This is a genomic window from Micromonospora sp. PRAS1 (assembly GCF_059553435.1).
The window spans coordinates 157745-183026 of record NZ_JCANNB010000007.1; the positions used below are offsets into that span (position 1 = coordinate 157745).

General features: G+C 72.7%; 25 protein-coding genes. 11 read left to right on the forward strand and 14 right to left on the reverse strand.

The genetic code is table 11. The annotated features are described in order from the left end of the window. Positions 1–2 precede the first annotated feature (2 nt). Genes AC507J_RS09345 through AC507J_RS09390 form a run of 10 tightly spaced genes read right to left on the reverse strand, consistent with a single transcriptional unit; the run spans position 3 to position 7890 of the window. Entirely contained in the window at positions 3–527 is a 525-nt protein-coding gene (locus tag AC507J_RS09345) for a flavin reductase family protein (protein ID WP_496288680.1), read from the reverse strand. Further along, the gene (locus AC507J_RS09350; protein ID WP_496288681.1) at positions 524–1381 is read right to left on the reverse strand and encodes a hypothetical protein; all 858 of its coding nucleotides are present in this window, start codon (positions 1379–1381) and stop codon (positions 524–526) included. Before AC507J_RS09350 ends, AC507J_RS09345 begins: the two co-directional genes overlap by 4 nt. Continuing rightward, positions 1378–1983, reverse strand: a complete 606-nt coding sequence (locus AC507J_RS09355; protein WP_496288682.1) for a 4'-phosphopantetheinyl transferase family protein — start codon at positions 1981–1983, stop codon at positions 1378–1380. The genes AC507J_RS09350 and AC507J_RS09355 overlap by 4 nt, the downstream gene beginning before the upstream one ends. Beyond that, positions 1980–3185: an acyl-CoA dehydrogenase family protein gene (locus AC507J_RS09360; RefSeq protein ID WP_496288683.1), complete on the reverse strand. Its 1206-nt coding sequence runs from the start codon at positions 3183–3185 to the stop codon at positions 1980–1982. The genes AC507J_RS09355 and AC507J_RS09360 overlap by 4 nt, the downstream gene beginning before the upstream one ends. Further along, entirely contained in the window at positions 3185–3442 is a 258-nt protein-coding gene (locus tag AC507J_RS09365) for an acyl carrier protein (protein WP_496288684.1), read from the reverse strand. Before AC507J_RS09365 ends, AC507J_RS09360 begins: the two co-directional genes overlap by 1 nt. Further along, positions 3439–4299 carry an acyl carrier protein gene (locus tag AC507J_RS09370; protein WP_496288685.1) on the reverse strand — a complete coding sequence of 287 codons (861 nt, stop codon included), beginning with the start codon at positions 4297–4299 and terminating at the stop codon, positions 3439–3441. Before AC507J_RS09370 ends, AC507J_RS09365 begins: the two co-directional genes overlap by 4 nt. Continuing rightward, positions 4296–5612: a TrpB-like pyridoxal phosphate-dependent enzyme gene (locus AC507J_RS09375; protein WP_496288686.1), complete on the reverse strand. Its 1317-nt coding sequence runs from the start codon at positions 5610–5612 to the stop codon at positions 4296–4298. Before AC507J_RS09375 ends, AC507J_RS09370 begins: the two co-directional genes overlap by 4 nt. Further along, positions 5609–5890: an acyl carrier protein gene (locus AC507J_RS09380; protein ID WP_496288687.1), complete on the reverse strand. Its 282-nt coding sequence runs from the start codon at positions 5888–5890 to the stop codon at positions 5609–5611. The genes AC507J_RS09375 and AC507J_RS09380 overlap by 4 nt, the downstream gene beginning before the upstream one ends. Positions 5891–5927: 37 nt before the next feature. Further along, positions 5928–7178: a glutamate-5-semialdehyde dehydrogenase gene (locus tag AC507J_RS09385; protein WP_496288688.1), complete on the reverse strand. Its 1251-nt coding sequence runs from the start codon at positions 7176–7178 to the stop codon at positions 5928–5930. Beyond that, entirely contained in the window at positions 7171–7890 is a 720-nt protein-coding gene (locus tag AC507J_RS09390) for an alpha/beta fold hydrolase (RefSeq protein WP_496288689.1), read from the reverse strand. Before AC507J_RS09390 ends, AC507J_RS09385 begins: the two co-directional genes overlap by 8 nt. A gap of 342 nt (positions 7891–8232) precedes the next feature. Between AC507J_RS09390 and AC507J_RS09395 the strand changes: the two genes are divergently transcribed. The 9 genes from AC507J_RS09395 (at position 8233) to AC507J_RS09435 (ending at position 18893) form a co-directional block, all read left to right on the forward strand. Continuing rightward, a complete protein-coding gene (locus AC507J_RS09395) occupies positions 8233–9549 on the forward strand; it encodes a KamA family radical SAM protein (RefSeq protein ID WP_496288690.1) in 1317 nt (438 codons plus the stop codon). After that, the gene (locus tag AC507J_RS09400; protein ID WP_496288691.1) at positions 9546–10796 is read left to right on the forward strand and encodes a pyridoxal phosphate-dependent aminotransferase; all 1251 of its coding nucleotides are present in this window, start codon (positions 9546–9548) and stop codon (positions 10794–10796) included. Before AC507J_RS09395 ends, AC507J_RS09400 begins: the two co-directional genes overlap by 4 nt. A gap of 20 nt (positions 10797–10816) precedes the next feature. Next, positions 10817–11077, forward strand: coding sequence for a phosphopantetheine-binding protein (locus AC507J_RS09405; protein WP_496288692.1), 261 nt, complete (start codon positions 10817–10819; stop codon positions 11075–11077). Continuing rightward, the gene (locus AC507J_RS09410; protein WP_496288693.1) at positions 11074–12252 is read left to right on the forward strand and encodes an acyl-CoA dehydrogenase family protein; all 1179 of its coding nucleotides are present in this window, start codon (positions 11074–11076) and stop codon (positions 12250–12252) included. The genes AC507J_RS09405 and AC507J_RS09410 overlap by 4 nt, the downstream gene beginning before the upstream one ends. Beyond that, positions 12245–13786: an amino acid adenylation domain-containing protein gene (locus AC507J_RS09415; RefSeq protein ID WP_496288694.1), complete on the forward strand. Its 1542-nt coding sequence runs from the start codon at positions 12245–12247 to the stop codon at positions 13784–13786. Before AC507J_RS09410 ends, AC507J_RS09415 begins: the two co-directional genes overlap by 8 nt. Continuing rightward, positions 13780–15060 carry an aminotransferase family protein gene (locus AC507J_RS09420; protein WP_496288695.1) on the forward strand — a complete coding sequence of 427 codons (1281 nt, stop codon included), beginning with the start codon at positions 13780–13782 and terminating at the stop codon, positions 15058–15060. Before AC507J_RS09415 ends, AC507J_RS09420 begins: the two co-directional genes overlap by 7 nt. Continuing rightward, positions 15057–16319 (forward strand): ATP-grasp domain-containing protein, encoded by a 1263-nt coding sequence (locus AC507J_RS09425; RefSeq protein ID WP_496288696.1) that lies wholly within the window; start codon positions 15057–15059, stop codon positions 16317–16319. Before AC507J_RS09420 ends, AC507J_RS09425 begins: the two co-directional genes overlap by 4 nt. Further along, positions 16312–17565 carry an ATP-grasp domain-containing protein gene (locus tag AC507J_RS09430; protein WP_496288697.1) on the forward strand — a complete coding sequence of 418 codons (1254 nt, stop codon included), beginning with the start codon at positions 16312–16314 and terminating at the stop codon, positions 17563–17565. The genes AC507J_RS09425 and AC507J_RS09430 overlap by 8 nt, the downstream gene beginning before the upstream one ends. A gap of 71 nt (positions 17566–17636) precedes the next feature. Next, the gene (locus tag AC507J_RS09435) at positions 17637–18893 is read left to right on the forward strand and encodes an MFS transporter (protein ID WP_496288698.1); all 1257 of its coding nucleotides are present in this window, start codon (positions 17637–17639) and stop codon (positions 18891–18893) included. A gap of 81 nt (positions 18894–18974) precedes the next feature. On the opposite strand, the gene AC507J_RS09440 is transcribed toward AC507J_RS09435, so the two are convergent. Both AC507J_RS09440 and AC507J_RS09445 read right to left on the reverse strand, forming a co-directional pair. Next, a complete protein-coding gene (locus AC507J_RS09440; protein ID WP_496288699.1) occupies positions 18975–20207 on the reverse strand; it encodes an ATP-grasp domain-containing protein in 1233 nt (410 codons plus the stop codon). Between the two features lie 50 nt (positions 20208–20257). Further along, positions 20258–20791, reverse strand: coding sequence for a hypothetical protein (locus tag AC507J_RS09445; protein WP_496288700.1), 534 nt, complete (start codon positions 20789–20791; stop codon positions 20258–20260). A 258-nt stretch (positions 20792–21049) separates the two neighbouring features. On the opposite strand from AC507J_RS09445, the gene AC507J_RS09450 reads away from it, so the two are divergent. Next, complete coding sequence (locus AC507J_RS09450) at positions 21050–23260, forward strand: tetratricopeptide repeat protein (RefSeq protein WP_496288701.1); 2211 nt, start codon at positions 21050–21052, stop codon at positions 23258–23260. A 43-nt stretch (positions 23261–23303) separates the two neighbouring features. Beyond that, on the forward strand, positions 23304–24089 hold the full coding sequence (locus AC507J_RS09455; RefSeq protein WP_496288702.1) for a 2OG-Fe(II) oxygenase: 786 nt from the start codon (positions 23304–23306) through the stop codon (positions 24087–24089). Between the two features lie 74 nt (positions 24090–24163). Here AC507J_RS09455 and AC507J_RS09460 read toward each other — a convergent pair whose 3' ends face one another. Both AC507J_RS09460 and AC507J_RS09465 read right to left on the reverse strand, forming a co-directional pair. Continuing rightward, positions 24164–24622, reverse strand: a complete 459-nt coding sequence (locus AC507J_RS09460; RefSeq protein ID WP_496288703.1) for a DUF3291 domain-containing protein — start codon at positions 24620–24622, stop codon at positions 24164–24166. Between the two features lie 21 nt (positions 24623–24643). Further along, positions 24644–25261 carry a helix-turn-helix transcriptional regulator gene (locus AC507J_RS09465; protein WP_496288704.1) on the reverse strand — a complete coding sequence of 206 codons (618 nt, stop codon included), beginning with the start codon at positions 25259–25261 and terminating at the stop codon, positions 24644–24646. Between the last annotated feature and the right edge of the window lie 21 nt (positions 25262–25282).

Genomic DNA, 25282 nt, shown 5'->3' on the forward strand with positions numbered 1-25282 from the left:
GTTCAGCAGTTGTCGGTGGGCAGCGGTGGGGTGGGGAGGTCGGGCACGGCGCGGTGCGGTCGACCACCGACGAGCACCAGCGGCTCGTCCGGGCCGGTCCGCAGCTCGCAGACGGTGCCGACGACAAGCGTGTGGTCCACCGCGGTGAGGGACTCGCGCAGCTGGCAGAGCATCGTCACGGCGACGCCGCGCAGCAGCGGCACGCCGTCGTGCAGCCGGTACTCCACCGCCGCGAACCGGTCCCGAGGGCTGCCGGCGGCGAAGCGGCGGACCAGCTCATCCTGGTCGCGGGCGAGCACGTTTACCGCGAACCGACCGGCCGCGAGCAGGTCAGCGAGGGTACGGCCACCGGTGCGGAAGGCCAGCAGCACACTGGGCGGCGCCACCGAGAGCGACATGAGCGAGGTGGTGGTGCAGCCCACCGGGCCGGCCGGGCCGAACGCCGTGGTGATCGCGACGCACTTGCCCAGCCGGGACATGGCCGCGCGGAAGACCTGTTCGTCGATGGCCGTGTCAAGGCTGATCATCGGTACACCTCTGTCCTGGTTGTCAGCTCGATGAGCCGGTCGAATGACTCGGTGAGCACCCCGGGGCGGGGGCGACCGCGGCGGGCGGAGTCGGCGGCGAACCGCAGCGCCTTGGGTAGCTGGGCCCAGGCGGCGGCCAGCGTGGGATCGCCGTGCCGGGTCAGCCGGTGGCAGTGGTGCCGGGCGGCGGCCCACAGGTCGTCGGCGTGCCGGTGCAGGGCCTGCTCGTCGACGAGGAACCGGTCCCGCAGCCCGGCCAGCACCGCCGCCGGCTCGCGTCGCCACTCGCCCGGCCAGGCGATCTCCCCGCTGCCACCGGGTCGCAGCCACCGGTACTGCTCCGGGTCGCCCACCTCGACGGGCACACCCAACGCGTAGACGTCCCGGTTGTGCTGGTGCGGCTCGCGCGGGCCGAGGGGCGTCAGCGCGGTCCGTAGCTCGGCGTCGTCGAGCCAGCCGGTGAAGGGCCGCTGTTCACCGGCGGGCAGCAGCGCGGCGAACCGGTCACTCACCCGCCACCGGCCGTCCCGCTGCTCCCGTAGGACGAGCCAGTGGGCGACCGACTGCGACCGGTGCTGCGGCGACCAGGGCAGGTGACAGGTGTTGCCGACCACGATCACCGAGCCCCGCTCGGCGAGCTGCTCGGCGAACGCGGCGCGGGCGGTCGCCCAGTCGCCGGTGCAGGCGTACGCCAGGGTGCCGTCGTCGATCCGGTCGTGGTGGGAGAAGGCCAGCACGCCGTCCGGGGCGTCGAGGCGCACCCAGAGGTGCACCGCGTCGGCGAGCCGGTCGGCGGCGACCGGACCGAGGTGGTCGACGAGTGCGGTGCTGTAACAGGACAGCTCGGGGATCATCGCTGCCCCCCGTCCCACGCGCACGCCACGGGCGGGCCCACCAGGTCGCGTACCTTGCGCCAGCGCACTCCACGCCAGGCGCCCTCGTCCGCGTCCGGTGGCACGTCGATGCGCCACGGAAGTCCACCGATGCCGGAGCCGTCGACCTTGACGCAGGCCTCCTGGACGGCCCAGATCTCGGTGAAGACACGGTCCCGGCGGCGGGGCGGCAGCGCGGCCAGCTCGGCCAGGTACCGCCGGGCGCACCGGCGCAACATCGGCACCGGGACCGGATCCGGTGGTGTCTGTACGTCGACACCGACCCGCCGGCCGGCGGCCACGCAGACCGCCACCTGTTCCTCGTCGTGGGAGATGCTGACGCCCACGGCGGGCCAGCGGGCCAGCACCGGCTTGCCGTTCGGCCCGGACACCAGCTCCGCTCCGGCGGCCGGTGGCACCACCTCGGCCAGCAGCGACCTCAGCAGGGCCCGCCCGCCGAGGAACTGCCGGGCCCGCCAGGGCGCCATCTGCCGGGCGGCCGCCCGGTCCGCCCGCGTCGTGCCCTCGGTCGTGGCGGTGCCGGCCGCCGCCCAGACCGCCGGGCCGACCTCGCGCGCCCTCATCGGTCCAGCCCCGCGAGGATGTCGGTGGCGGCGCCACCCATCACCGACAGCACGACCTCCGTCGTGCCGCCGCCGATACCGAAGAGGGCGGCCTGGGCGCGTAGCTGCTGCGGCCCACCGGTCCGGAAGCCGTACGCCCCCTGGAGGTGGGCGCACTCGTCAAGGACCCGTTCGAGGGTGCCGGCCGCGCTGGCCTTGAGCATCGCCGCCGCGACGGCGTCCCGCCCGGAGGCGACGGCCTCGGCCAGGCTGTCGGTGAGCGCCCGGTGCTGGCGGGCGGGCAGCAGGGCGGCGGCGTACCGCTGGCGGACAGCTTCCAGGTGCCAGAGGGTGCCGTCGCCGTACCGACGGTCCTGGAGATACCGCAGGGTGTCGGCGAGCACCCGCCGGCAGAGCCCGACCGCCCACAATGCCCCGGCGAGCCGCTCGACCGCGATGTGCGCGGCGAACCCGCTCATCCCCCGGCCGATCCCGCCGACCACCTGGTCGCGACCGAGCCGGACCCGGTCGAAGGAGAGGTGCCCGGTGCCCGAGCCGTCGAACAGGTCGGTCTCCGCCGCCTCGGCGCGTACGCCGGGGGCGTCGGCGGGCACCAGCAGCCAGGTGAAGTTGGTGAAGTGCGGGCCAGGCCGGTGTCGGGCCAGCACCAGCGCCGCGTCGCAGCGGGTGGCGTTGGTGATCCAGCGCTTGCTGCCGGTGAGTTCGACGTGGTCCTCGTGCAGCGCCACGGTCGTGCCGAGCGAGGCCAGATCGCAACCGGCGACGTCGTCGGTGGCGGCCAGGGCCACCACGGCGTCGCCGCGCAGCGCCTCCGCCAGCAGCCGGGCGGCGGGGCCGGCATCGCCACACACCGGGTCCGCCGGCGTCGCGGCGGCGGGGCCGGCATCGCCACACACCGGGTCCGCCGGCGTCGCGGCGGCGGGGCCGGCCCGGCCGGCCAGCAGCGGCAGGCAGGTGGCCAACGGCACGCAGACCGCCAGCGTGGTCCCGACCGGGCAGCGCTCGTCGACCGCGGTCAGCAGCGCGCCGAGCGCCGCCGGGTCGACCCCCTGCCGGGGATCGCCGTCGCGGTACACCTGCGCGAGCAGCCCCGCGCTGCCCAGCGCTCGCCAGACGTCCGGCCCGGTCGCACCGGGACCGAGGGCGTCGAGCACCCGGGGGGCGTCCGCCGCCGGGCCGTCCAGCATGGTCTGGAGGGTCATCAGAGCGCCACCTTCGGGCGCTGGTCGGCACCGGCCCGCTCCACCGCCCGCCAGAGGCTGCCGGCGGTCGCGAAGGTGGCGTCGTTGAGATCCTCGTCCGGCAGCGACACACCGAGTTCGTCCTCGATGGTGAAGAGCAGGTCGATGGCCTTCATCGAGTTCAGGCCGAGGTCGTGCAGGCGACTCTCCTCGGTGATCGGTCGACCGTTGAGGTAGGGCAGGAAGGGCACGAGCAGGTCCTGGAAGGTCTGGTTCACGGCTTCTCCAACTGGTCGGGCCGGGTCGCGAAGACGTCCCGGTCGGCGGCGAGGGCTGCGGCCAGGTCGGTCAGCAGCGTGCCGGGGGCGGGGCGGCCCCGCTCCACCCGGCGCAGGGCGATGAAGGCGGTGGCGGTGAGCTGGTCCCAGCGGTGCAGGTGCGCCTCCGCGTCCAGGCACTCCCCCCGGTGCAGGCGGTACGCGGTGTGCAGCTTGCGGGCCCGGCTCATCAGCCACGTCTCGGCGGTGAGCCGCCGGGCCGCGGCGACCGGATCACCGTGCCGGGCGTACGCCTCCAGGTAGGCCGTCGGGTCGTCCAGGCGTACCGAGGGGGTGGGTGCCCGATACCCGTCGGCGAGGGTGTAGACCACGGCCAGGTCGACGACGGGCAGTTGCGCCCATGGCAGCGTCCAGCTGCCCGGTCGCGCCGGTCCCCAGGCGGTCTCGTTGTCGTAGGCGTCGCCGACAAGCGCCTCCTCGCCGTGCAGCGCGACGAGGAAGCTGTGCTCCATGTGGCTGCGGCCGGCGTACGGCAGCCACGGCATGCGGTAACTGTCGCCGACCGCGTACACCACCGCCGTACGTTCCGCCAGTTCACGCAGGCCTTCCGGGCCCAGGCCGCGCTGCTGGTGCTGGGCGAGCAGGCCGACCTGTCGGGTCAGTTCGGCCAGGTGCTCGGGCACCGGCGGGTCCACCGTGGGCAACCCGTCCGGGCCGGGACGCGGCTGGAAGCGCAGCGTCGCACCGAGGGCCAGGTGCCGTTCCGGCTCCCCCCACCTGTCGGCAAGCACGGCGAGGTTGGCCTGGATGCAGTCGAGCAGGTCGGCCCGGACCCCGGTGGCGATGGCGGCGGTCATGACCGCATCTCCACCGGTGCCAGGCCGGCCACCGCGCGGGCCAGGGCCTCGTCGGACGGGGACTGGTCCTCCACCCCACCGGCCAGGAAGTGCTCGTACGCGGCCAGGTCCAGGTAGCCGTGCCCGCTGACGCAGACCAGCACGCCCTGGCGGGCCTCGCCGGAGGCGGCGATCCGGGCGGCGGCGGCCAGGGCGTGCCCGGACTCGGGGGCGGGCAGCACGCTCTCGTGCCGGGTGAGCAGTCGTCCCGCGTCGAGGGCGTCGGCCTGGCTGACCGCCACCGCGTCCACGTCACCGGTGTGCCGCAGCGCCGAGATGAGCTTCGCCGCGCCGTGGAAGCGCAGCCCGGCGGTGTGCGCGTCGGGGATCTGGTAGTCGCTGCCGATCGTGTACATCGCCTCCATCGGGCCGCTGCCTGTCGCGTCGGTCTTGTCGTACGCGTAGACACCCCGGGTGAGTTTCGGGGTGCTGCTGGACTCGGCGGCCACCAGCCGGGGCCCCTCGGTGCCGGCGGCGCGGGCTGCGGCGTGGAACGGCAGCGCGATGCCGCCGAAGTTGGAGCCGGCGCCGACGCAGCCGACGACCGTGTCGATCCGCGCGTCCAGATCGGCCAGTTGCTCGGCCGCCTCCAAGCCGATCACCGACTGGTGCAGGATGCTGTAGGTCTCGCCGCTGCCGATGCAGAAGGCGACCCCGTCGTGGTCGGCGGCGTACTCGACGGCCTCGCCGATGGCGAGGGAGAGGCTGTTGCCGGCGGCGAGTTCCTCGCTGGCGGAGACCTTGGTCAGGCCGCTCGGGCTGGCGTGCACCTCGGCGCCGAGCATCCGCATCAGCACCCCCCGGTACGGCTTGCGGCGCAGGCTGGACTCCACCATGAAGACCCGGCAGCGCAGCCCGAAGAGGGCGCAGGCGGCGGCCATCGCGGTGCCCCACTGGCCGGCGCCGGTGCCGGTGACCAGTTCCGCCACGCCGGCCTGCCGGTAGTAGTGGGCCTGGGCCAGCGCGGTGTTGAGCTTGTGGCTGCCGGAGATGTTGACGCCCTCGTTCTTGACGTAGATCGGCACCCGGGCGCCGACGGCCTCCTCGAAGCCACGGGCGCGCCAGAGCGGGGTGGGCCGGTACTGCCGGTATCGCTCGACCACCGTAGCGGGGATGTCCCAGTACTCCCGGGTGGAGACGCTCTGCCGGACCAGCTCGACCGGAAGGTTGATCTTGACCTCGCCGCCTTCCCGGCGCGGCGTGACGTCCGGCGGCAGCGGCTCGGCCAGGTACGGCAGGACGCTGCGCCAGCGGGTGGGTGCCTCGGCGGTCACGGCTGCACCTCCGCGGCGGTGACGACGTCGATCAGGTCACCGACGGTGCGGAAACTGCGGCCCACGAAGAGGTCGTCCGGCAACGTCACGTCCAGTTCGTCCTCGATCCGCACGAGCATGCCGACGAAGCCGAGCGAGTTGACGTGCAGCAGGTCACCGACGAGGGGTTCGTCGTTGGCGATGGTTTCGGGCGGGACGGACAGGCGTGACTCGGCGACGACTACCTTCTTGACGACGGTGGCGACGGCCGACCGGTCGAGCGACAGGTGCGCAGGCATGATCTCCCTCTCCAGGGGTGGGCGGACGGAACACGGGTCAGCCGCGCAGCGCTCCGGCCGCGTCGGTGACGTAGCTGTAGGTGACCAGCGCGGCGAGAGTCACCGGGCCACGGACGTGCAGCCGCCCGGTGGCGATGGCGATCTCGGCACCGAGGCCGAGGGTGGGACCGTCGTGCAGCCGCAGCGAGCCGTTGACGACCACCATCGCGGCGTCGACCGAGCGCCGGAACGCGTCGGTGACCTCCGGATCACGGGCCAGGACGCCCTCGGTGTGCCCGGAGCCGTGCTCCCGGATGTGTTCCAGGGCGGCGGCCGGACCGTCGACGCCTACCAGCGCGACCACCGGTTCGAGGAATTCCCGGCCGACGTCGTGCGGACCCAGCGGCTCGGTCCGCAGCCCCGGCGCGACCGGAGCGGCGACGCCGGGCGCCACCCGGAGGGTCAGCGTCGCCTCGGCCTCCTTGAGCCGTCGGGCCAACGCCTCCAGGTACGCATCGACCACGGCCCGGTCGACGAGAACCGTCTCCACCGAGGTGCAGCCAGCCGGTTCGGGGAGCTTGCTGTCAAGCGTCACCCGGGCCGCCAGGTCCAGGTCGGCGCTGCGGTGCACGTACAGGTGGTTGACCCCGCCGCCACTGGCGATCAGCGGGATGGCGCTGCTCCGGCAGGCGTCGACAAGCGCCGGGCTGCCACGCGGGATCAGCACGTCCACCTGGTCGGGCCGCTTCAGCAGGGCGCGCAGCAGCCGCCGGTTCGGGTCGTCGAGGACGGTGACCAGCCCGGTCGGCAGGCCGGCGTCGGCCAGGGCGGCGTGCGCGACCCGTTCCAGCGCGGCGTTGGTGGCGGCGGTCTCCCGCCCGCCGCGCAGCAGGACGGCGTTGCCCACCACGACCGGCAGCAGCGCACCGTCGATGGTGACCGTGGGCCGGGCCTCGTAGACCATCAGCACGACGCCGAGCGGGCGGGGCACCCGGTGCACGGCGCGTGCCGCGCCGGTGACCGGCACCTCGACCTCGACCACCGCGTCGAGTTCCCGGCGGGCCTGTTCGGTAAGCGCCACCATCCGGTCCCGGTGGACCTCGGTCAGCCGGAGCCGGTTGACCAGGGTGGGGGTCATGCCGGCGCGCTCGGCCTCGGCCACGTCCTCGGCGTTGGCCGCCGCGATCCGCGGCCAGTCGGCGACGAGCCGGCGGGCGAGCGCCGCGCAGTAGCGCCGGTAGGCGGGGTCGCCGACCGGAGGTGCGGCGGCGTACGCGGCCCGTGCGTCGGTGAGGAGGGCGTCAGGCACGGGCCACCTCCGTGGCGGCGAGGAACTCGTCGAGGTGGCCGAGGAGCAGCGGCAGCCGTTCCCGGTCGAAGGCGGTGAAGTGCCCGCCGGGCAGCGGACGCACAGTCAGCTCGGAGGTCGCCGACCGCCACGCCGCGAGATGGTCGGCGTTCTCCTCGTCGGCGCAGGGCAGCAGCAGGGTGGGGCAGTCGTGCCGGCTCGCCACCCGGTAGGCGGTGACCGCGTCCAGGTGGGCCTCGACCGTCCGGGCGACCCGCTCGGCCGGAAATCCGCCGTCCTCGGTCAGGGACGCGCGGACCCGCTCGCGCCAGCGTCGCGCGGCCGCCGGGTCGCGGTCGATGCCGGCCGACGGGCTGTCCACCAGCACGACCCGGGGTCGCCGGCCCGACGAGGAACTCAGCCGGGCCGCCAGCTCCCAGGCCACCACGCCCCCGAGCGACCAGCCGAAGAGCAGGTCGGGCGGGTTGGGCAGGGTGGCCAGCAGGTCCAGGTACCGGTCGGTCATCGCGGCGACGGTGGCGTCCGGCGTCTCGCCCGGAGCGAGTCCGTGGCCGCGGATGCCGAACACCGGTCCACGACGACCCAGCTTCAGCACCACCCCCGCGTACGCGCCGAGGCCGCCGCCGGCCGGGTGGATCAGGACGCTGCACATGCCCGACCGGGGCCGCCCCATCGGCAGCAACATCGGCTGCGTGCCGTCGAGGCCGTTCACGGCTTCCGCTCACAACCAGTGGCGAGATTCATGACCGACGCACTCCTTCAGCTTGTTCAACCTGACACGGGTCTATTTCCGTGCTTTCCGGGGCCATAAACACCGACCCTCCGACAATCGATTCAAAAGATTAATCGGCGACTCAGCGAAAGTTATCGCCGCTGCTGTCGACGGGGCGATCAAAGACTTCTATCGGGACATGAGGAATGTCGATCGGAGAATCCCGGAAGCTCGGTTGGGAAATCGATGCGGGGGTAGTTGGCGTTGGACGCCGCCACCGTCCGACGGGAATTGGTCACCGTTACCGGGGCAATCCGCCAAGTCTTGAGCAAAGGAATTCGTATGACACTGATGCTCGATCATCCCGTGGCCGCCACCCGTTTCCGCGCCTTCGGTCCACGCCAGATCAACGACATCGCCAGCCGGTACGGCCTCAGCCCCGGACTGCGCGAGGGCATCGCCCTGCTGGCGCACGTCTTCCCGTTCCGGGTCAACGAGTACGTCCTCGACCAACTGATCGACTGGACGCGGCCCGAGGAGGACCCGATGTTCCGGTTGGTCTTCCCCCAACGCGGCATGCTCTCCACCGAGGACGAGGAAGCCCTCGCTGCCGTGCTGCGTTCGGGTGCCGGCCCCCGCGAGATCGCCCCGGTGGTCGCCCGCATCCGCGCCGGCCTCAATCCGCACCCCTCCGGCCAGCGCGAGTACAACGTCCCGGTGCACCGGGGCGAGCGGCTGCCCGGCCTCCAGCACAAGTACCGGGAGACCGTGCTGTACTTCCCGACGCAGGGCCAGTCCTGCCACTCGTACTGCACCTACTGCTTCCGCTGGGCCCAGTTCGTCGGCGATCCCGCGCTGCGCTTCGCCGCCCCCGGCCCGGACCGGCTGGTCGACTACCTGCGGGACCATCCCGAGGTCAGCGACGTGCTGGTCACCGGCGGCGACCCGATGGTGATGAGCACCGAACGACTGCGCGGCCACCTCGAACCGCTGCTCGGCGTGCCGACGGTGCAGACCATCCGGATCGGCACGAAGTCGCTGGCGTACTGGCCGCAGCGGTATGTGAGCGACGCGGACAGCGACGAGCTGCTGCGCCTCTTCGAGCGGATCGCCGCGGCCGGCAAGCAGGTCGCCGTGATGGCGCACTTCACCCACCCGCGTGAGCTGCGTACGCCCGTGGTGGCGACCGCGCTGCGCCGGATCCGGTCCACCGGCGCGGTGATCTACTGCCAGGCCCCGATGGTCGCGCACGTCAACGACCAGGCCGACATCTGGACGGAGTTGTGGCGGGCCGAGCTGGCCGCCGGCGCGGTGCCGTACTACATGTTCGTCGAGCGCGACACCGGCCCGTACGACTACTTCAAGGTGCCTCTGGCCCGGGCCGTGGAGATCTTCCACGCCGCGTACCGCACGCTGCCGGGACTCGCCCGGACCGTGCGCGGGCCGGTCATGTCGACCACCCCCGGGAAGGTCGTCGTGGACGGCGTCGAGAGCAACCCGGACGGCCGCTACTTCCAGCTGCGGATGCTCCAGGCCCGCAACCCCGCGCTGGTCGGCCGCCCGTTCCGGGCCCACTACCACACCGGCGCGGCCTGGCTCAGCGAGCTGGAACTCGCCGCCGACGTGCCGGACGACATCCGCGCGGCGGTGCGGCCATGACCTCGATGTCACCGAACCTCGCGCTCAACGAGCAGGTCGCGCGCCTGCGCGCCGCCGGACGCTCCATCGTGCACCTGGGTTTCGGCGAGTCCCGTCTGCCGGCGTTCGGTCCGCTTGTGGAGCAGTTGTGCGCGGGCGCGCACCGCAACGCGTACGGCCCGGTCGCCGGGGCACCCGCCGCCCGGGCCGCGGTGGCCGGCTACTTCCAGCGACGGCGCCTACCCACCGACGCCGAGCAGGTGCTGCTCGGCCCCGGCAGCAAGCCGCTGCTGATGGCGCTGAACCTGGTGCTGCCGGGCGACGTGCTGCTGCCCCGCCCCTGCTGGAACTCCTACGCCCCGCAGGCCCGGCTGGCCGGCAAGCGGGTCTGGGGCGTGCCGATCCCGGACAGCTGCGGCGGCATCCCCGAGCCCGTCGCGCTGCGGGAGACGATCGCCGCGGCCCGCCGCGACGGCGGTGATCCGCGCATCGTCGTGCTCACCCTGCCCGACAACCCGACCGGTACGCTCGCCGGCGCGGACCTGGTCGGCGAGGTCTGTGCGATCGCCGAGGCCGAGGGGCTGACCATCGTCTCGGACGAGATCTACCGGGACGTGCTGCATCAACCGGAGGCTCCCTTCCTGAGCCCCGCCGAACTGGTTCCGCACCGCACCGTGGTGACGACCGGTCTGTCCAAGTCGCTGGCGCTGGGCGGCTGGCGGATCGGGGCGCTGCGGGTCCCGCCGGACGCCGCCGGACACCGGTTGCGGGACGGGCTGATCAGTGTGGCCAGCGACCTGTGGTCCACCCTGGCCGGTCCGACGCAGCAGGTGGCGGCGTACGCCTTCGCCGAACCGCCGGAGATCCGGCAGCGGCTGGCGGCAAGCGCCCGGCTGCACGGCGCGGTGGCCCGCGCGGTGTACCGCGCGGCGGTGGCGGCCGGGGCGACCTGTCGACCGCCGACCGGCGCCTTCTACGTCTACCCCGACTTCGAGCCGCTGCGCGAGACGCTGCGGCTGCGCGGCGTGACCGACTCGGCGTCGCTGGCCCGCCACCTCCTCGACGAGGTGGGCCTGGCGGTGCTCGCCGGCCACCTGCTCGGCGACGATCCGGGCGCGCTGCGCTTCAAGGCCGCCACCAGCATGTTGTACGGCGACACCGACGAGGAGCAGGAGGCCGCCCTCGCCGCCGAGGACCCGTTGGCCCTGCCGCACGTCGCCGACACCCTGACCCGCGTCGAAGAGGGCTTCGCCAAGCTCGGCGCCTGACCGTATCCCCGGAGGACACAATGGACCGATCCACCGTCCGCACCGCTGTCACCGAGGTCACCGCCGAGGTCCTCGGCGTCGACCCGGACATCCTGCACACCACGCCGACCCTTACCGACCTGCCGACGTTCAACTCGTTCCGGATCGTGGAGGTGGTCGAACGCGTCGAGGAACGACTCGACGTCGAGGTCGACCCGGTCGAGCTGACTCCGGACAACCTGACCCGGATGGAGACGCTTACCGCCCTGTTCGAGCGGACCGCGCTGGGGACGCCGGCATGACCGTCACCATGACCCGCCCGACCGGGTGGAGCACCGACGATCTCGACCGCGCGGTCGCCGAGGTCGACGCGGTCGCGGCCCGACACGCCACCGAGTGCGACCGGGACGCCCGGTTCCCCGTCGCGGCCCTGGCGGCCATGCGCTCCACCGGGCTGCTGGGCCTGATGGTGCCCGCCGAGCATGGCGGTGCCGGCGGCGACCTGGCCGACCTGGTCGCGGTCAGCGGCCAGCTCTCGCGTACCTGCATGTCGGTCGGAATGATCTTCACGATGCACTGCCAGCAGGTGGCCGCCATCGTCCGCGACGGCGGTGCCCTGCGCGACGAGTTGCTGCCCCGGATCGCCCGGGGCGAGCTGTACCTGGCCTCGGTGACCACCGAGGCGGCCACCGGCGGCCACCTGCTCTCCTCCGGCACCGCGCTGACCGGGGACGGCGCGGTGCTGCACCTGGACCGGTTCGCGCCGGTCGTCACCGGGGGCCAGTACGCCGACGCGTACCTCGTCACCATGCAGGCCCCCGACGCCACCTCCCCCACCCAGCTGTCGCTGCTCTACGCCGAGCGGGACCAGCTGGCGATCACCGTCAAGGGCGGCTGGAACCCGATGGGCATGCGGGCCACCCACAGCGCGCCGCTGCACCTGAGCGGCGACCTTCCGGTCGGGCAGGTGATCGGCGAGCACGGCGGGTTCCGGGACATCGCCGTGCGGACCTTCGCCCCGATGGCCCACCTCGGTTGGGCCGCCTGCTGGCTAGGTGCGGCCGACGGCGCGCTCAGTCGCACGGTGACTTTGTTGCGGGCCGAGCGCCGCCGCCGCAACCTCGACTCCGAGCTGCTGCTGCACCGGCTGTCCCGGGTCCGGCAGCGGCTGGACACCGTGCACGCTTTGGTGAGTCACACCGTCGCGGTCCTAAACAGCACCGCCGATCCGACCTCGGTCGGGGTGCAGCTACTTGTCAACGCGGTCAAGCTGACCGCCTCCGAACTCTGCCCGGCGGCGGTCGACGACCTCGTCGAGCTGCTCGGCATGCGGCACGGCTACCTGCGGGACTCGGAGCTGGCACTGGAGCGGTCCCTGCGCGATCTGCGATCCGCGCCGTTGAACTACAGCAACGACCGGTTGCACGCGGCCGATGGCGCCCTGGTGCTCATGGATCGCGAGGTGCGGCATGTCTGACACCATGTACGACTGGTTCGCCGCGACCGCCCGCCGGCATCCGGACCAACCGGCGCTGCTGGTCGACGACGCCACCCTCAGCTACCGCGAACTGGCGGCGCTCGTCGACCGCCTCGCCGCCGATCTCGGCCCGCTGCCGGCGGGGGCGCGGGTCGGGCTGCTCGCCGCCCGCAGCCCGCTGGCCTACGCCGGTTACCTGGCCGTGCTACGGGCCGGCGGGACGGTCGTACCGTTGAATCCGATCTTCCCCCCGGACCGCAACGCGACGATCGCGACCCGGGCCGGGCTCTGGACGGTCCTCGTCGACACCACGCTGCGCGCGTCGCTCGCGCCGGTGCGTGCCCCGCTCGTGCACGCCGCGCCGAGCGGGCAGGTGGTGGGCCGCGAAGGCCGCCCGGCCCAGGCAGGCGACGAGCCGGCCGAGGCGGTCGACGGGTCGGGACCGCCCGGGGAGGCGCCCGCGTACATCCTGTTCACCTCGGGTTCGACAGGGGTGCCGAAGGGACTGCCGATCCGGCACGACAACGTCCGGCCATACGTCGAACACCACGTCGCCCGCTACGACGTCGGTCCGGGCAGCCGGCTCAGCCAGACGTTCGACCTCACCTTCGACCCGTCGGTGTTCGACATGTTCGTCACCTGGGCCGGAGGCGGGGCCCTTGTGGTGCCCCGCCGCGAGGAACTGGCCGACCCGGCTGCCTTCGTCAACCGGCACGGGGTGACCCACTGGTTCTCCGTACCGTCGGTGGTCTCCCTTGCCGGCCGGATGCGACGCCTGCCGGCCGGCTGCATGCCGCAGCTGCGCTGGGGGTTGTTCGCCGGGGAGCAGCTCACCTGCGACCAGGCGGCGGCCTGGCACCGGGCCGCACCCGAGGCGGTGATCGAGAACCTCTACGGGCCCACCGAGCTGACCGTGACCTGCACCGTGCACCGGCTGCCCGCCGACCCGGCGGAGTGGCCGCAGACCCGCAACGGCACCGTTCCCATCGGGCGCTGCCTGCCGCACCTGGAGTACGTGGTCCTGGACGAGCAGGGCCGCCCGGCGCGCGAGGGCGAGCTGTGCGTACGCGGAGCGCAGCGCTTCGCCGGTTACCTCGACCCGGCCAACAACGCCGGCCGGTTCCTCGACTGGTCCCCGGGCCGGACGGCCACCGTCCACTCCGGATCCGAACCGCCGCCGGCACAGCTCTGGTACCGCACCGGGGACCGGGTCGTCGACGACGGCGGCGAGCTGACCCACCTCGGCCGGCTCGACGCGCAGGTGCAGGTGCACGGCTACCGGGTGGAGCTGGGCGAGATCGAGGCGGTGCTCCGCCGGCATCCCGAGGTCGAGGACGCCGCGGTCTTCTTCGACGGCGTCGACCTGCGCGCCTTCTACGTGGGCGACGCCCTGCCGGCCGAGCACCTGGCCCGGTGGGTGGCGACCCGACTGCCGGGGTACATGGTGCCGGCCCGGTTCGCGTCCGTGGAGCTGTTTCCCCGCAACGACAACGGCAAGCTCGACCGTAGGAAGCTGGAGGCCCTGGCGTGTTGAGAGATCCCCACGACGCTCTCTGGTACAACTCCGTCACCCGCGCGGCGATCGACGACGGCCGCATCGCGCGCAGCGCCGTCACGCAGGGCAAGGGGTGCTGGGTGCAGGACGCCGCCGGCACCTGGTACCTGGACGCGCGGGCCGCGATGTGGAACACCACGCTCGGCTACCAGGCCGAGCGGGTGGTGGCGGCGATGTGCGACCAGCTGCGCCGGCTGCCGGTGGCCCAGGTGATCCGCTACGAGGAGCCGCCCGAGGTGGCGCTGGAGTACGCCCGCCGCCTCGTCGGCACGCTGCCCGACCCGCTCAACCACGTCCGCTTCGGCAGCACCGGCTCGCAGATGACAAGCGCCGCGGTCCTGCTGTCGCGGTTCGTCCGCAAGGTCCGCGGCGAGACGGGCCGGACGAAGGTCATCGCGTTCACCAACGGCTACCACGGCACCGGCGGCATCGCCAGCGCGCTTACCGGCGAGCGGCAGATGCACGCGTTGCAGGCGCCGCTGGCCCCGGACGTCCACCACGTGAAGCCGTGGAACCTGGACGCGCTGGCGCGGATGGTCGACCGGCACGGCCCGGAGCAGGTCACCGCGATCATCGTTGAACCCATCATGGGTACCGACGTGCTCGCCGCGCCGGACGGCGCGCTGCGGCAGATCCGCGCGCTCTGCGACCGGCACGACATCCACCTGATCGCCGACGAGGTGACCACCGGTTTCGGCCGGACCGGCGCGATGTCGGCGCTTGTCGACCAGGGTGTCCGGCCCGACCTGCTGGTTCTCGGCAAGGGCATCACCTCCGGCTACTTCCCGCTGGCGGCCCTGGTCAGCACCGACGCGATCTTCGACGAGGCGATTTCCCGACCCGGGTACGTCTTTCCGCACGGCTGCACGGCCGACGGTCACCCGGTGGGGATGGCCGCCGGGCTGGCGGTGCTCGACGAGCTGGCCGACGGATCGCTCTTCGCCCACGTGCGCGAGGTCGGCGAGCGGCTCCGGGAACGGCTGCGGGAGCAGGCCGCCGGCACCGGCCTGGTCCACGACGTACGCGGCGCGGGCCTGATGATCGGCGTCGAGCTGCGCGACGGCGACGAGCGGCCGGGTGCGACCTTCATGACGGCGGTCCGCCGCGCCTGCCAGGAGGCGGGGCTGTTGCTCACCACCACGAACAACACCCTGGTCCTGATGCCGCCGCTGGTGCTGAGCGAGGCCGAGGCGGACGAGATCGTGACCCGGCTGGTGCAGGCTCTCGAGACCGTCGCTGCGGGCGCGTCGTGAGCGACCGGCCGACGGTCGCCGTGGTCGACGGCTTCGGCTCGGCCAGCCGGCTGGCGCAGGGCTTCCAGGACGCCGGGCGCGACTGCGTCCGGGTGCAGAGCACCGCCGAGATCCCCGAGCACTACCGGCGCGAGCTGGACCTGAGTCGCTACGCGGCGAACATCCTGCACCAGGGCGACGTGTCGGCGACGGTCGGGGCGCTGGCCGCGTACCGGCCGTCGGCCGTGATCGCCGGTTCCGAGCAGGGCGTCGAACTCGCCGACGCGCTCGGTGCGGCGGCCGGGCTGCCCGGCAACGGCACGGCGCTCAGCTACGCGCGGCGGACCAAGGACGCCCAGATCGACGCGATCGCCGCGGCGGGCCTGCCGGCCACCCGCCAACTGCCGGTGCCCGACGCGGAGCGGTTGGCGGCGTGGCACCGTGACCTCGGCGGGCGGGTGGTGGTGAAGCCGATCCGCAGCGCCCGCAACGACGGCGTGCACATCTGTGACACGCCTGCCGAGTCGGTCGCGGCCTACCACCGGATCCGCTCGGCGGTGAACGACTTCGGTCACCGCAACGAGGGTGTCGTCGCCCAGGAGTACCTGACCGGCACCGAGTTCGTGGTGAACACGGTCAGCTGGCGCGGCCGGCACCGGATCACCGACACCTGGCGCTATCACAAGATCAACGTCAACGGGGTACGCGACCGGATCAACGGCATCCTCTCCCTGCCGCCCGGCGATCCACGCTGGACGCGGCTGCGCCGGTACGCGTTCGCCGTGCTCGACGCGCTCGGGATCCGGTACGGGCCCGCGCACCTGGAGATCATCCTCACCGCGGCCGGCCCCCGGCTGGTCGAGGTGGGCGCGCGACTGTGCGGATCGGACGTCGCCCGGTACGCCGTGCTCGCCACCGGCGAGTCCCAGGTCGACCGGACCGTGCAGGCGTACCTGGACGGTGACCGGTTCCTCGCCGAGGTCGACCGGCCCTACCGGCGCGACGATCACGCCGCCATGGCCTTCCTCGTCTCTCCCGTCGAGGGCCGGCTCAAGCGGTACCCCCTGCTCGACCAGGTCGAGCGACTGGAGAGCTACCAGGGTCGATCGGTGCGGGTGCAGCCCGGCGAACTGCTACGCCGCACCGTCGACGACAGCTCCGAACCGCTCGCGGTGGGTCTGGCGCACGCCGACGCCGCGACCGTGGAGAAGGACTTCCAGACCATCTGCTACCTCGACGGACACGGGTTCTACGAACTGGAGGAGGTCCACCATGGGTGACCGGCGCACGATCGCTCTCGTCGACCCGTACGGCGCGGTAAACAAGCTGGGCGGGGCCCTCACCGAGGCCGGTCTGGAGTGCGTACGGGTCCAGTCCACGCCGCAGCCGCCGCCGTCCTACGGCGAGGCCGAGCTGAGCGGCTACACCGACAACATCGTCCACGACGGAGACTTCGACCAGCTGGTGGCCCGGCTGGCGGCGCTGCGACCGGTCTCGGTCGTGGTCGGCAGCGAGCTGGGTGTGGAGTTCACCGACCAGCTCAACGAGGCGCTCGGCCTGCCCGGCAACGGCACCGCGCTGAGCGAGGCCCGGCGCGACAAGTTCGTCCAGATCGAGACGCTGCGGGCGGCCGGCCTGCCGGCCACCCGGCAACTGCGGGTCACCGACCCGGACCAGCTGGCGCAGTGGCACCGGGAACTGGGCGGGCGGATCGTGGTCAAACCGGTGCGCAGCGCCCGCAACGACGGCGTCGCCTTCTGCGACACCCCCGACCAGTCGCGGGCGGCCTACCGGCACATCATGTCCCGCAACAGCGTCTTCGACGTACCGAACGAGGGGGTGGTGGCCCAGGAGTACCTGCGCGGGGTCGAGTTCGTGGTGAACACGGTCAGCTGCCGGGGCCACCACCGGATCACCGACATGTGGCGCTACCAGAAGATCACCGTCAACGGCATCCGGGACCGGATCAACGGCATGACCTCCACGCCACCCGCCGACCCCGACTGGGAACAGGTCGCCGAGTACTCGTACGCGGTGCTCGACGCGCTGGGGATCCGCTTCGGTCCGGTGCACCTGGAGGTGATGCTGACCGCCCACGGGCCCCGCCTGGTGGAGGCGGGTGCCCGACTCTGCGGCGCCGACGTCGCCCGGTACGCCGTGCTGCTCACCGGCGAGTCCCAGATCGACCGCACCGCGCAGGCGTACGCCGACCCGGACCGGTTCATCGCCGAGCACCGCAAGCCGTACGCGCTTGACAACCACGGGGCGATGGCCTTCTTCGCCTCTCCGGTCGAGGGCCTGCTCCGCGGCTACCCGCACGTGCACCTGATCGAGGAACTGGAGAGCTGCCAGGGGGTGACGCTGCGGTTCAAGCCCGGCGAGCGGCTCGTCCGGACGGTCGACGACGAGAGCGAGCCGGTGACGGTGGGTCTGATCCACCCGGACCGGTCGGTCCTGCTCTCCGATTTCGCCACGGTCTGCTACCTGGATGGGTTCGGTTTCTACGACATCGATCCTGGGCAGTGAGCGGTCACGTGCCGTACCGACACCGCCACGATGACGGCAGTCGAGGCGGTCCGAGCAGTCGAGGGAAAAACGTGGCGGAGGGTTGGCGCCGGGACTTCCGGTTCTTCTGGGCAGGCGAGAGCGCCTCCTTCCTCGGTACCCAGGTGTTCCAACTCGCGATGCCGCTGACCGCGGTGCTGACCCTGGACGCCACCCCCGGGCAGCTCGGCCTCCTCGGGGCGGTCACCTTCGCCCCGTACCTGGTCTTCGGGATACCAGCCGGGCTGCTTGTCGACAGGTGGCAGCGACGCGGCGTACTGATCATGTCCAGCCTCGCCCAGGGCGTCGCGATCGGTGCCATCCCGCTGCTCGCGGCGCTGGACCGGCTGACCTTCTCGTGGCTGCTGACGATGGCCTGCCTCGCCGGCGTCGGTCGGGTCTTCTTCAACATCGCCTACCGTTCCTACCTGCCGACGATCGTGCCGCCCGAGCACCTCACCGGGGCCAACTCCCGGCTGACCGCCAGCGAGTCGGTGGCCGAGATCGGCGGCCCCGGGCTCGGCGGCGTGCTCGTGCAGATCGTCGGCGCGCCGTTCGCGCTGCTCGTCAACGCCGTCACCTACCTGGCGTCGGCCGCGGGCGTCACCGCCGTACGCACCCGGGAGAAGCCGGTCGAGGTCGATCCGACACCGCTGCGCTCGCAGATCGCGGAGGGCTTCCGGTTCACCTTCCGCAACCCGTACCTGCGGGCCTTCCTCGGCGAGGCGGCCAGCTACAACATCTGCTGGCAGATCGTGCAGACCGTGCTGGTGATCTTCGCCGTCCGGGAACTCGGCATGAGCCCCGGCACGCTGGGCTTCATGCTCTCCATCGGGGCGGTCGGCGCCCTGCTGGGTGCGACGGTCACCGAACGCGTCGCGGGGCGGGTGGGTCTCGGGCGTACGCTGCTGGCCGCCGCGGTCATCGGCGACCTCGCGCCACTGCTGCTGCCGGTGACCCAGCGGGGCACCTGGGCGGCGCCGATGTTCGCGATCGCGTTCTTCATCCAGGGCTTCGGGATCACCGCGTGCAACGTGCACACGATGAGCGTTCGGCAGGCCATCACGCCGCAACGGCTGCTCGGCCGCACCAACGCCGCGTACCTCTTCGTGGCGCTCGGGGTCAAGCCGATCGGATCGCTGCTCGGCGGCTGGCTCGGCACGCTGGCCGGGCCCCGCAGCGCCCTGCTGATCGGCACGATCGGGCTGCTGGGCACCAGCCTGTTCCTCATCCTCTCGCCGCTTCGCCACGTCCGTTCCCTGCGCAGCATCCTGCCCGAGGAACGAACACCCGTACCCACTCCGGGGTAAGGAAGGGCCCCTTGTTAACGCCTGCGGTAGAGGAAGGGCCCCCTATTAACAACTGCTCTTCCGGCGGGCCGGGCGGGCCGATCAGGCCGTGTCGACGCGCAGCGCCCGGCCGGCCGCGTCCAGCGCGGCCCGGCAATCGTCGGCCGTCGCACCCAGCGCGATCGCGTACCCGACCCGCCCGTCCATCAGCCCCTGCGGCGGCGGGGACTTCACCTCACCCGGCTGCGCCAGCGGCCCGTGCCGGACGATCGCGGCGGGCAGCGGCGCCCGGTCGAAGGCGATCTCGGCGATCCGGCTGTCGTCGTGCGGCGGATAGTAGAAGCGGATGGCGGCCACCTGCCGGCGGGGCGCGACCCGCACCGGCGGCCGGTGCCCGCAGGCCACGGCCGCCGCGGCCAGGCCCAGGTCCGCGCCACCACCGAGCAGGTTGAGGTACGGGATCAGCCCGCCACCGATCCGGGCGTTGACCTCGATCACCTTCGGCCCCTGCCGGGTCAGCTTCACCTCGGTGTGCGTCACCCCGTCGGTGAACCCCAGGGCCGCGTGGGTACGCTCGACGGCCTCGCCCAGCGTCGCGTCCTGCCACAGCGGGTCGGCCGGATCGACCACGTGCCCGGTCTCCTCGAAGTACGGCGCGAAGCCGACCTCCTTGCGGGCGATGCAGAGCGGAATCACCTCGCCCCGGTACACCACCGAGTCGACACTGATCTCCGGGCCCTCGGCGTACTCCTCCACCAGGATGTTGCGCTCGTGCACCGGCAACTCCGGGGCCATCCGGCCGCTGCCCGCGGTGAACCCGACGAACCGGCGTACCGCCGCCGGGTCGTCCGCCTTGACCACGCCGAAGCTGCCGGCCAGCGCCCGGGGCTTGAGCACCACCGGAAACCCGATCTCGCCGGCCACCGCCACCGCCTCGTCGCCGCCGCCCACCAGGCGTGAGCGCGGTTGCGGCACCCGGTGGGCGGCGAGCGCGGCGCGGGTGCCGTGCTTGTCCCGGCACCGCTGGACCACCGCCGGGTCGCCGGGCAGGCCGAGCGCCGCCGCCACCTGCGCGGTCTGGACGATCCACGTCTCGTCCCAGCAGATCACCCCGTCGACCGGGTCCCGCTCGGTGAGCCCCTTGGCGACCGAGACCAACTCCCCCGCGTCGGCGAGATCGGCGATGACCGTCCAGCCGTCCAGATATCCGCGCTCCCATGTCGGCGGCTCGGTCGCCACCAGATGGACCCGGTACGCGCTACTGATCGACTCAAGCAGGTACTCCCGGTACGCACGGATGCCGGGGGTCACGACGAGCAGATGTGGCAGGCCCATGCCTGCAACCTACCGACCTCCCTCGATGCCCGCCCGTCAACGACCGTCGATCACGGGGTGTTGATGTCGGGTCCGAGATCCAGCTCCGGCTCCTGCCGCCCCTGCCGTCGCCAGCGGTCCCCCTGCTGGTCGGTGAAGCTCAACTCGACAGTCGTCGACGCGTACCCGGTCAGGTCCACGGACCGGTCCACGGTGAGGAACAGTTCGGCGCTGCCGTTGCCGTCGAGCCGGTCGGTGGGACCGGTGACGGCCGAGACGGGCAGCGCCGTGTTGGGCCGCCCGGCGGGTCCCGTCGCGACGACGGGCACCAGCGCAAGGTCGAAGATGGGCTGACCGCTGTCGTTGGCCACCCGCACCCGGAGTACGCCGCCGCCCTCGGTCCGGGTGGTCGTCGAGACGAGTCGGGCCTGGCGGGCCCGGGCCGCCCGCTCCTCCCGGCGCCGCTGGCGGACCTCGCGTCGCAGACTCAGCACGCCGAACAGCAGGGTGCCCACCGTGCCGAGCCCGCCCACCCAGTCCGGGACGGAGCCCCAGTCGAGGTGCAGCGCAACGGCGAGGTAGGCACCGACGTCCACCCGCAGCATCGCCTCACCGTACTGACGGCCCGCCAGCACTCGGTTACTCGGACCGCTCCCGTTCGCGTTCCGCCGAAGGTGGCCATCCAAACAGGCCGCTCCGGTTGCTCGCGGTGATGCGGCGACGACGAGCCGGTAAGGTTGGGGTACGGATCACACGACCGGCCGCAACCAGGCGGCCCGGGCACCTGACCCCTGTCGTCCCGCCCCTCCGGGAGATCAGATGAGTCGCACCCGTCCGTCCCCTGTCGCCACTCCGGCCGCCGCATGGCACCCCACCCCATGATCGGTCTGACCTCGGACGCCGAATTCTCCGTAATCCCGCCGCGACGCGGTCGCTCACCGCTACGCGGTCGCGATCACCTGGTCGAGCTGATCATGCGGGCCGCCGAGCCGCCGGCCCGGACGAGCCGCCGGCCGGAGGAGGCCGCGCAGATCCTCTGGGGGCTCGGCGGCTGCGGTAAGAGCATGACCGCGCAGGAGGTGGCCCACCGGCTGGAAGAGCGCGGCCGGAAGGTCTGGTGGATCTCGGCGAAGGACTCGGCCCGGGTCAGCGCCGGCATGCGCGAGATCGCCGGCCAGCTCCAGGCGCCGGGCAGCCAGCTCGACCTGGCCTGGGCGGGCAAGGCGCGCAGCCCGGTCGAGTTGGTCTGGGACCTGCTTAACGACTTCGGCCGTCCCTGGCTGCTCGTCTTCGACAACGCCGACGAGCCGGCCCTGCTCGCCCCGGCGGACGGCCGGGTCGCCGACGGCACGGGCTGGTTCCGCCAGCCGCGTACGCCCAACGGGCTGGTCCTGGTCACCACCCGCGACGGTCGAAAGGAGACCTGGGGCGAGTGGTCCACCCTGCACCCGGTCCGGGAACTGGCTCCCGCCGACGGCGCGCAGGTACTTGTCGACCTGGCCGGGGAGGCCCCAGGCTCGCTGGCCCACGCCACGGCGCTCGCCGCGCGACTCAAGGGCCACCCGCTGGCCCTACGTGGCGCCGGGACGTACCTCGCCGAGGCGAATCGCATCCCGGTGGGTGGCGTCAACTCGTCGATCCGGACCTTCGAGGACTACCGGCGGGCCCTCGACAGCCGTGCCGTGGGTACGATCCGGAGCCGCAGCAGCGACGTCGACCAGGCCGTCCGGCCGGTGGTGCAGTCCTGGGAGATGTCCCTCGACCTGCTCGCCGGCCGGGGCCTCGACCAGGCCCGACCGGTCCTGCGGTTGCTGGCCTGCCTGGGCGACGCGCCGATTCCGTACCCGGTCCTGCTCGACCCGGTGCGGCTCAGCGCCTCCCCGCTGGTCGGCGAGATCGGTGCGCAGCGGCTGCGGGAGGTGCTGCGCTCGCTGGCCGACTTCGCGCTTGTCGACCTCACGGTGATCGAGTCGTTGCCGGCCCAGTCTCCGGTGGCCCACGTGGTGACCCTGCACCCGCTGGTCCGGGAGCTGGTCCGCGCGCATCCCGACGTGGTGACCGACCGGGCCACCTACCACGAGCTGGTCCTCGACCTGCTCGACGCGTTGCGCCTGCGCGACCCGGACCGGCCACGGGAGGAGGAGTTCGACCCGGACGAGCCGGACAAGTGGGCGAGCTGGCACGTGCTGGCGCCGCCCACCTCCGGCGCGGTGCTTGACTTCCTGGACGCGGGGGAACTGCCCAAGGCCCGGCCGGACCTGCTCGCCACCGCCCTCGATCTGGCTCGGCTGATCGCCCGCTACACCCTGGCGGTGGGCCTGCCCGGTCAGGCGGAGATCTTCCTGGACCGCTGCCTCGCCGGGTGCCGGCGGATCGGCCTCGACCTGGACGAGCGGGCCGTGTTGAGCCTGCGGCACGAGCGCTCCCGCGCCGCCCTGGAGCAGGGTCAGCTCGCCTGGGCCGAGGAGGAACTCCGCAAGGTGATCCCGGCCCGCGAGGCGTTGCTGGGCCGGGAGCATCGCAACACCCTGGCCAGCCGGCACAAGCTGGCCCGCACCATCCTGGAACAGGGCCGGTGGCAGGAGGCCGAGGAGGAGTTGCGGGACATCGTCCGGGCCGAGTTCCGGGTCCGCGGAGCGGAGGACCGGGACACCATGACCGCGCGACACAGCCTGGCCCGCGCCGTCGTCGCCCAGGGTCGGTACGCGGACGCCCGGGCGGAGCTGACCGAGATCCTCGACATCCGGCTGCGGCACTGGGCACCCGACCACTTCGAGACGCTTACCGTCCGGCACACCCTGGACATCTGCCGGCTGGCTCAGGGCGAGGCGGCCGAGGCCCTCGCCGACCTGCGCGCGATCCTCGCCACCGACACGGCGAGGCGGCAGGTCCAGCACCTCGGCATGATCGCGGCGCGGCACAGCCTGGCGCACGCGCTACTCGCCACCGACCGCCGGGCGGAGGCGGAGAAGGTGCTGCTCGGGGTGGTGGCGGACCGCCGCCGGATCCTCGGTGACGGCCATCCGGACACCCTCCGTGCCGAGGAGGAACTACGGCAGCTCAGCGGGGAATGAAGCGACAAGCGGGGATCGGGAGCGTCCAGGACGAGGAGTTGACGTGGGCGACGAACTGCGCCGCAGCGACCGGCTGACCGCCGAGTCCCTACGGGACATCGCACTCGGCGAGATCGACCTGATCTGGCACCGCGAGTATTACCCGGCGGCGCTCTGCGACGCCGCTCTGCCCCGCGTGATCCGGGCCGCGGAAGCGGCGAACTTCCTGCTCACCAAGGAGTTCACAAGCGTCGGTACGTCGATGGGCGAGGTGGCCAACGGCGGCGAGAGCGTACGCCGCTACCTGGACACCGCGGCGGCCACCACCTGCCTGATCCGGCACGAGGTCTTCGCCGGGCAGCCCTCCCCCACCGACCTGATCCGGCTGGACCTGGACGAGATGTGGCCGCAGGGTGCCACGGTGGGCCGCCACGAGGGGCGGATGATGCTGCCGGGTGTGCTGCGCCGGATGACCCCGGGTGGACGCGGCCGGCCACACATCGACCGGCTGCGCATCCCGCTGCTCGACACGTACCGGCTGCGACGCCGGCTGGGCGTCAACATCTATTTGGAGGTACCGGCCCCCGGTGACGGCGGCGAGATCGACTTCTGGGGGTACCTCTCCGAGGAGGAGTTCGTCGCGCTCAAGACGGATCCGTTCGACTACGGTCTCGAACCCGAGCGGGTGGGTCCACCGCACGACACGGTGCTCCCCGACAAGGGTGATCTGGTCATCTTCGGGGCCGGTCGGATGCACGGCGTACGGGAGGTGCGACGGGGCTGCCGTACCTCGGCGGCCTGTTTCATAGGCGTACGGACGGCCGACGAGCCACTGCTGGTCTTCGCCTGACCCGCGGCTCCGCCGAGCCGCCTTGCCGCAGTCCTGGTCGGTTCCGGCCCGGTGCCAGGCCGCGGCGCCGCTCGTCAGACGGCGAGCCTGCCGGGAGCGGGGTACGGCTCGCGGAGCGTGAACGCCGCCGGCGACGGGCCGCGGCGGCGCAGCAGGTCCAGCCGTTCGGTGGCCTCGTCGATGGTCGGCAGGGTGTCGGCGGGGATCCACCAGAGCACGAGATGCGCCTCGTCGTGGGGAACGAACCACTCCCGCCGACGGCGCATCGGCTCCAGGTGCACGCTGCGGTACACGAAGCCGTGCAGCGACTCGACCGACTGCCACACGGTCAGGTTCACGACGACGTCCGGTCCGAGGGGCCGCAGCGCGCTCGCGTCGCCGGAGTCATCCTGTAGCCGCCAGACGTAGCCGGGCGACCGCTCGGCCAGGCCGTTGATCTCCGGCAGCAGGGCGACGAAGTCGGCAAGCTCGGGGCTGTCGAGCGGGGCACGCAGTCGAGCGATGTTCAGTTGCGCGAGGTGATGGTCGGCCATGCGGCAAGCGTACCGTCTATGTCAATGAATCTTGTTTTTAGATCTGATCGCGACGCAGCATCCGGTCGGGCCCGGTTCGAGCCGCACGTCTTCCCCGCCGTCGCCCACCAGCCCCTTGAGAAATGCCAGATTCAACCCGCAGACCAGTGCGGGGTGCGCCGCCGCCAGAGCGTGGAACGGGCAGTTGCGCAATCGGATCGTCCCGTCGACGTCCTCGAAGGGCTCGTATCCCAGCGCCACCAGGCGCGGGATCATCTCCTCCCCGGCGAACTCGGCACCCTGCTCCCGGGCTGCCGCGTAGGCCACCGGCTCCACGCCGGCCCGCTCGATCGCACCCGCCAGCACCTCGGCCAACAGCCGATAGTCGCGCGGCGGCAGGCTCACCGCGTGCTCGGCGGCCGACCGGCGGTACAGCTTGGCCGGCCGGCCCGCCCCCGGACCGCCGCGGCGTGCCGCGTTGGTCGTCTCCAGCAGCCCCGCCTCGGTCAGCTTGTCCAGATGGAAGGCCGCCAGGGTGCGGCCGATGCCCACCGCCTCGGCCACCTCGTTCCGGCTGACCGGCTCCGACCGCGCGACGACGTGCTCATACACCGCCCGGCGCACCCGTTCCCGCAGCGCCCCGATGGCCTCCAGTGACATGACCTCGACGCTACCCGTCCC

Bases quoted from the DNA above. Each gene is read 5' to 3' on its own strand.
- AC507J_RS09440 (WP_496288699.1), bottom strand. From the start codon at position 20,207: ATGGGCCTGCCACATCTGCTCGTCGTGACCCCCGGCATCCGTGCGTAC.
- AC507J_RS09430 (WP_496288697.1), top strand. From the start codon at position 16,312: ATGGGTGACCGGCGCACGATCGCTCTCGTCGACCCGTACGGCGCGGTA.
- AC507J_RS09460 (WP_496288703.1), bottom strand. From the start codon at position 24,622: ATGGCCGACCATCACCTCGCGCAACTGAACATCGCTCGACTGCGTGCC.
- AC507J_RS09370 (WP_496288685.1), bottom strand. From the start codon at position 4,299: ATGACCGCCGCCATCGCCACCGGGGTCCGGGCCGACCTGCTCGACTGC.
- AC507J_RS09415 (WP_496288694.1), top strand. From the start codon at position 12,245: ATGTCTGACACCATGTACGACTGGTTCGCCGCGACCGCCCGCCGGCAT.
- AC507J_RS09410 (WP_496288693.1), top strand. From the start codon at position 11,074: ATGACCGTCACCATGACCCGCCCGACCGGGTGGAGCACCGACGATCTC.
- AC507J_RS09445 (WP_496288700.1), bottom strand. From the start codon at position 20,791: ATGCTGCGGGTGGACGTCGGTGCCTACCTCGCCGTTGCGCTGCACCTC.
- AC507J_RS09465 (WP_496288704.1), bottom strand. From the start codon at position 25,261: ATGTCACTGGAGGCCATCGGGGCGCTGCGGGAACGGGTGCGCCGGGCG.
- AC507J_RS09400 (WP_496288691.1), top strand. From the start codon at position 9,546: ATGACCTCGATGTCACCGAACCTCGCGCTCAACGAGCAGGTCGCGCGC.
- AC507J_RS09395 (WP_496288690.1), top strand. From the start codon at position 8,233: ATGACACTGATGCTCGATCATCCCGTGGCCGCCACCCGTTTCCGCGCC.
- AC507J_RS09360 (WP_496288683.1), bottom strand. From the start codon at position 3,185: ATGACCCTCCAGACCATGCTGGACGGCCCGGCGGCGGACGCCCCCCGG.
- AC507J_RS09450 (WP_496288701.1), top strand. From the start codon at position 21,050: ATGGCACCCCACCCCATGATCGGTCTGACCTCGGACGCCGAATTCTCC.
- AC507J_RS09345 (WP_496288680.1), bottom strand. From the start codon at position 527: ATGATCAGCCTTGACACGGCCATCGACGAACAGGTCTTCCGCGCGGCC.
- AC507J_RS09405 (WP_496288692.1), top strand. From the start codon at position 10,817: ATGGACCGATCCACCGTCCGCACCGCTGTCACCGAGGTCACCGCCGAG.
- AC507J_RS09355 (WP_496288682.1), bottom strand. From the start codon at position 1,983: ATGAGGGCGCGCGAGGTCGGCCCGGCGGTCTGGGCGGCGGCCGGCACC.
- AC507J_RS09350 (WP_496288681.1), bottom strand. From the start codon at position 1,381: ATGATCCCCGAGCTGTCCTGTTACAGCACCGCACTCGTCGACCACCTC.
- AC507J_RS09380 (WP_496288687.1), bottom strand. From the start codon at position 5,890: ATGCCTGCGCACCTGTCGCTCGACCGGTCGGCCGTCGCCACCGTCGTC.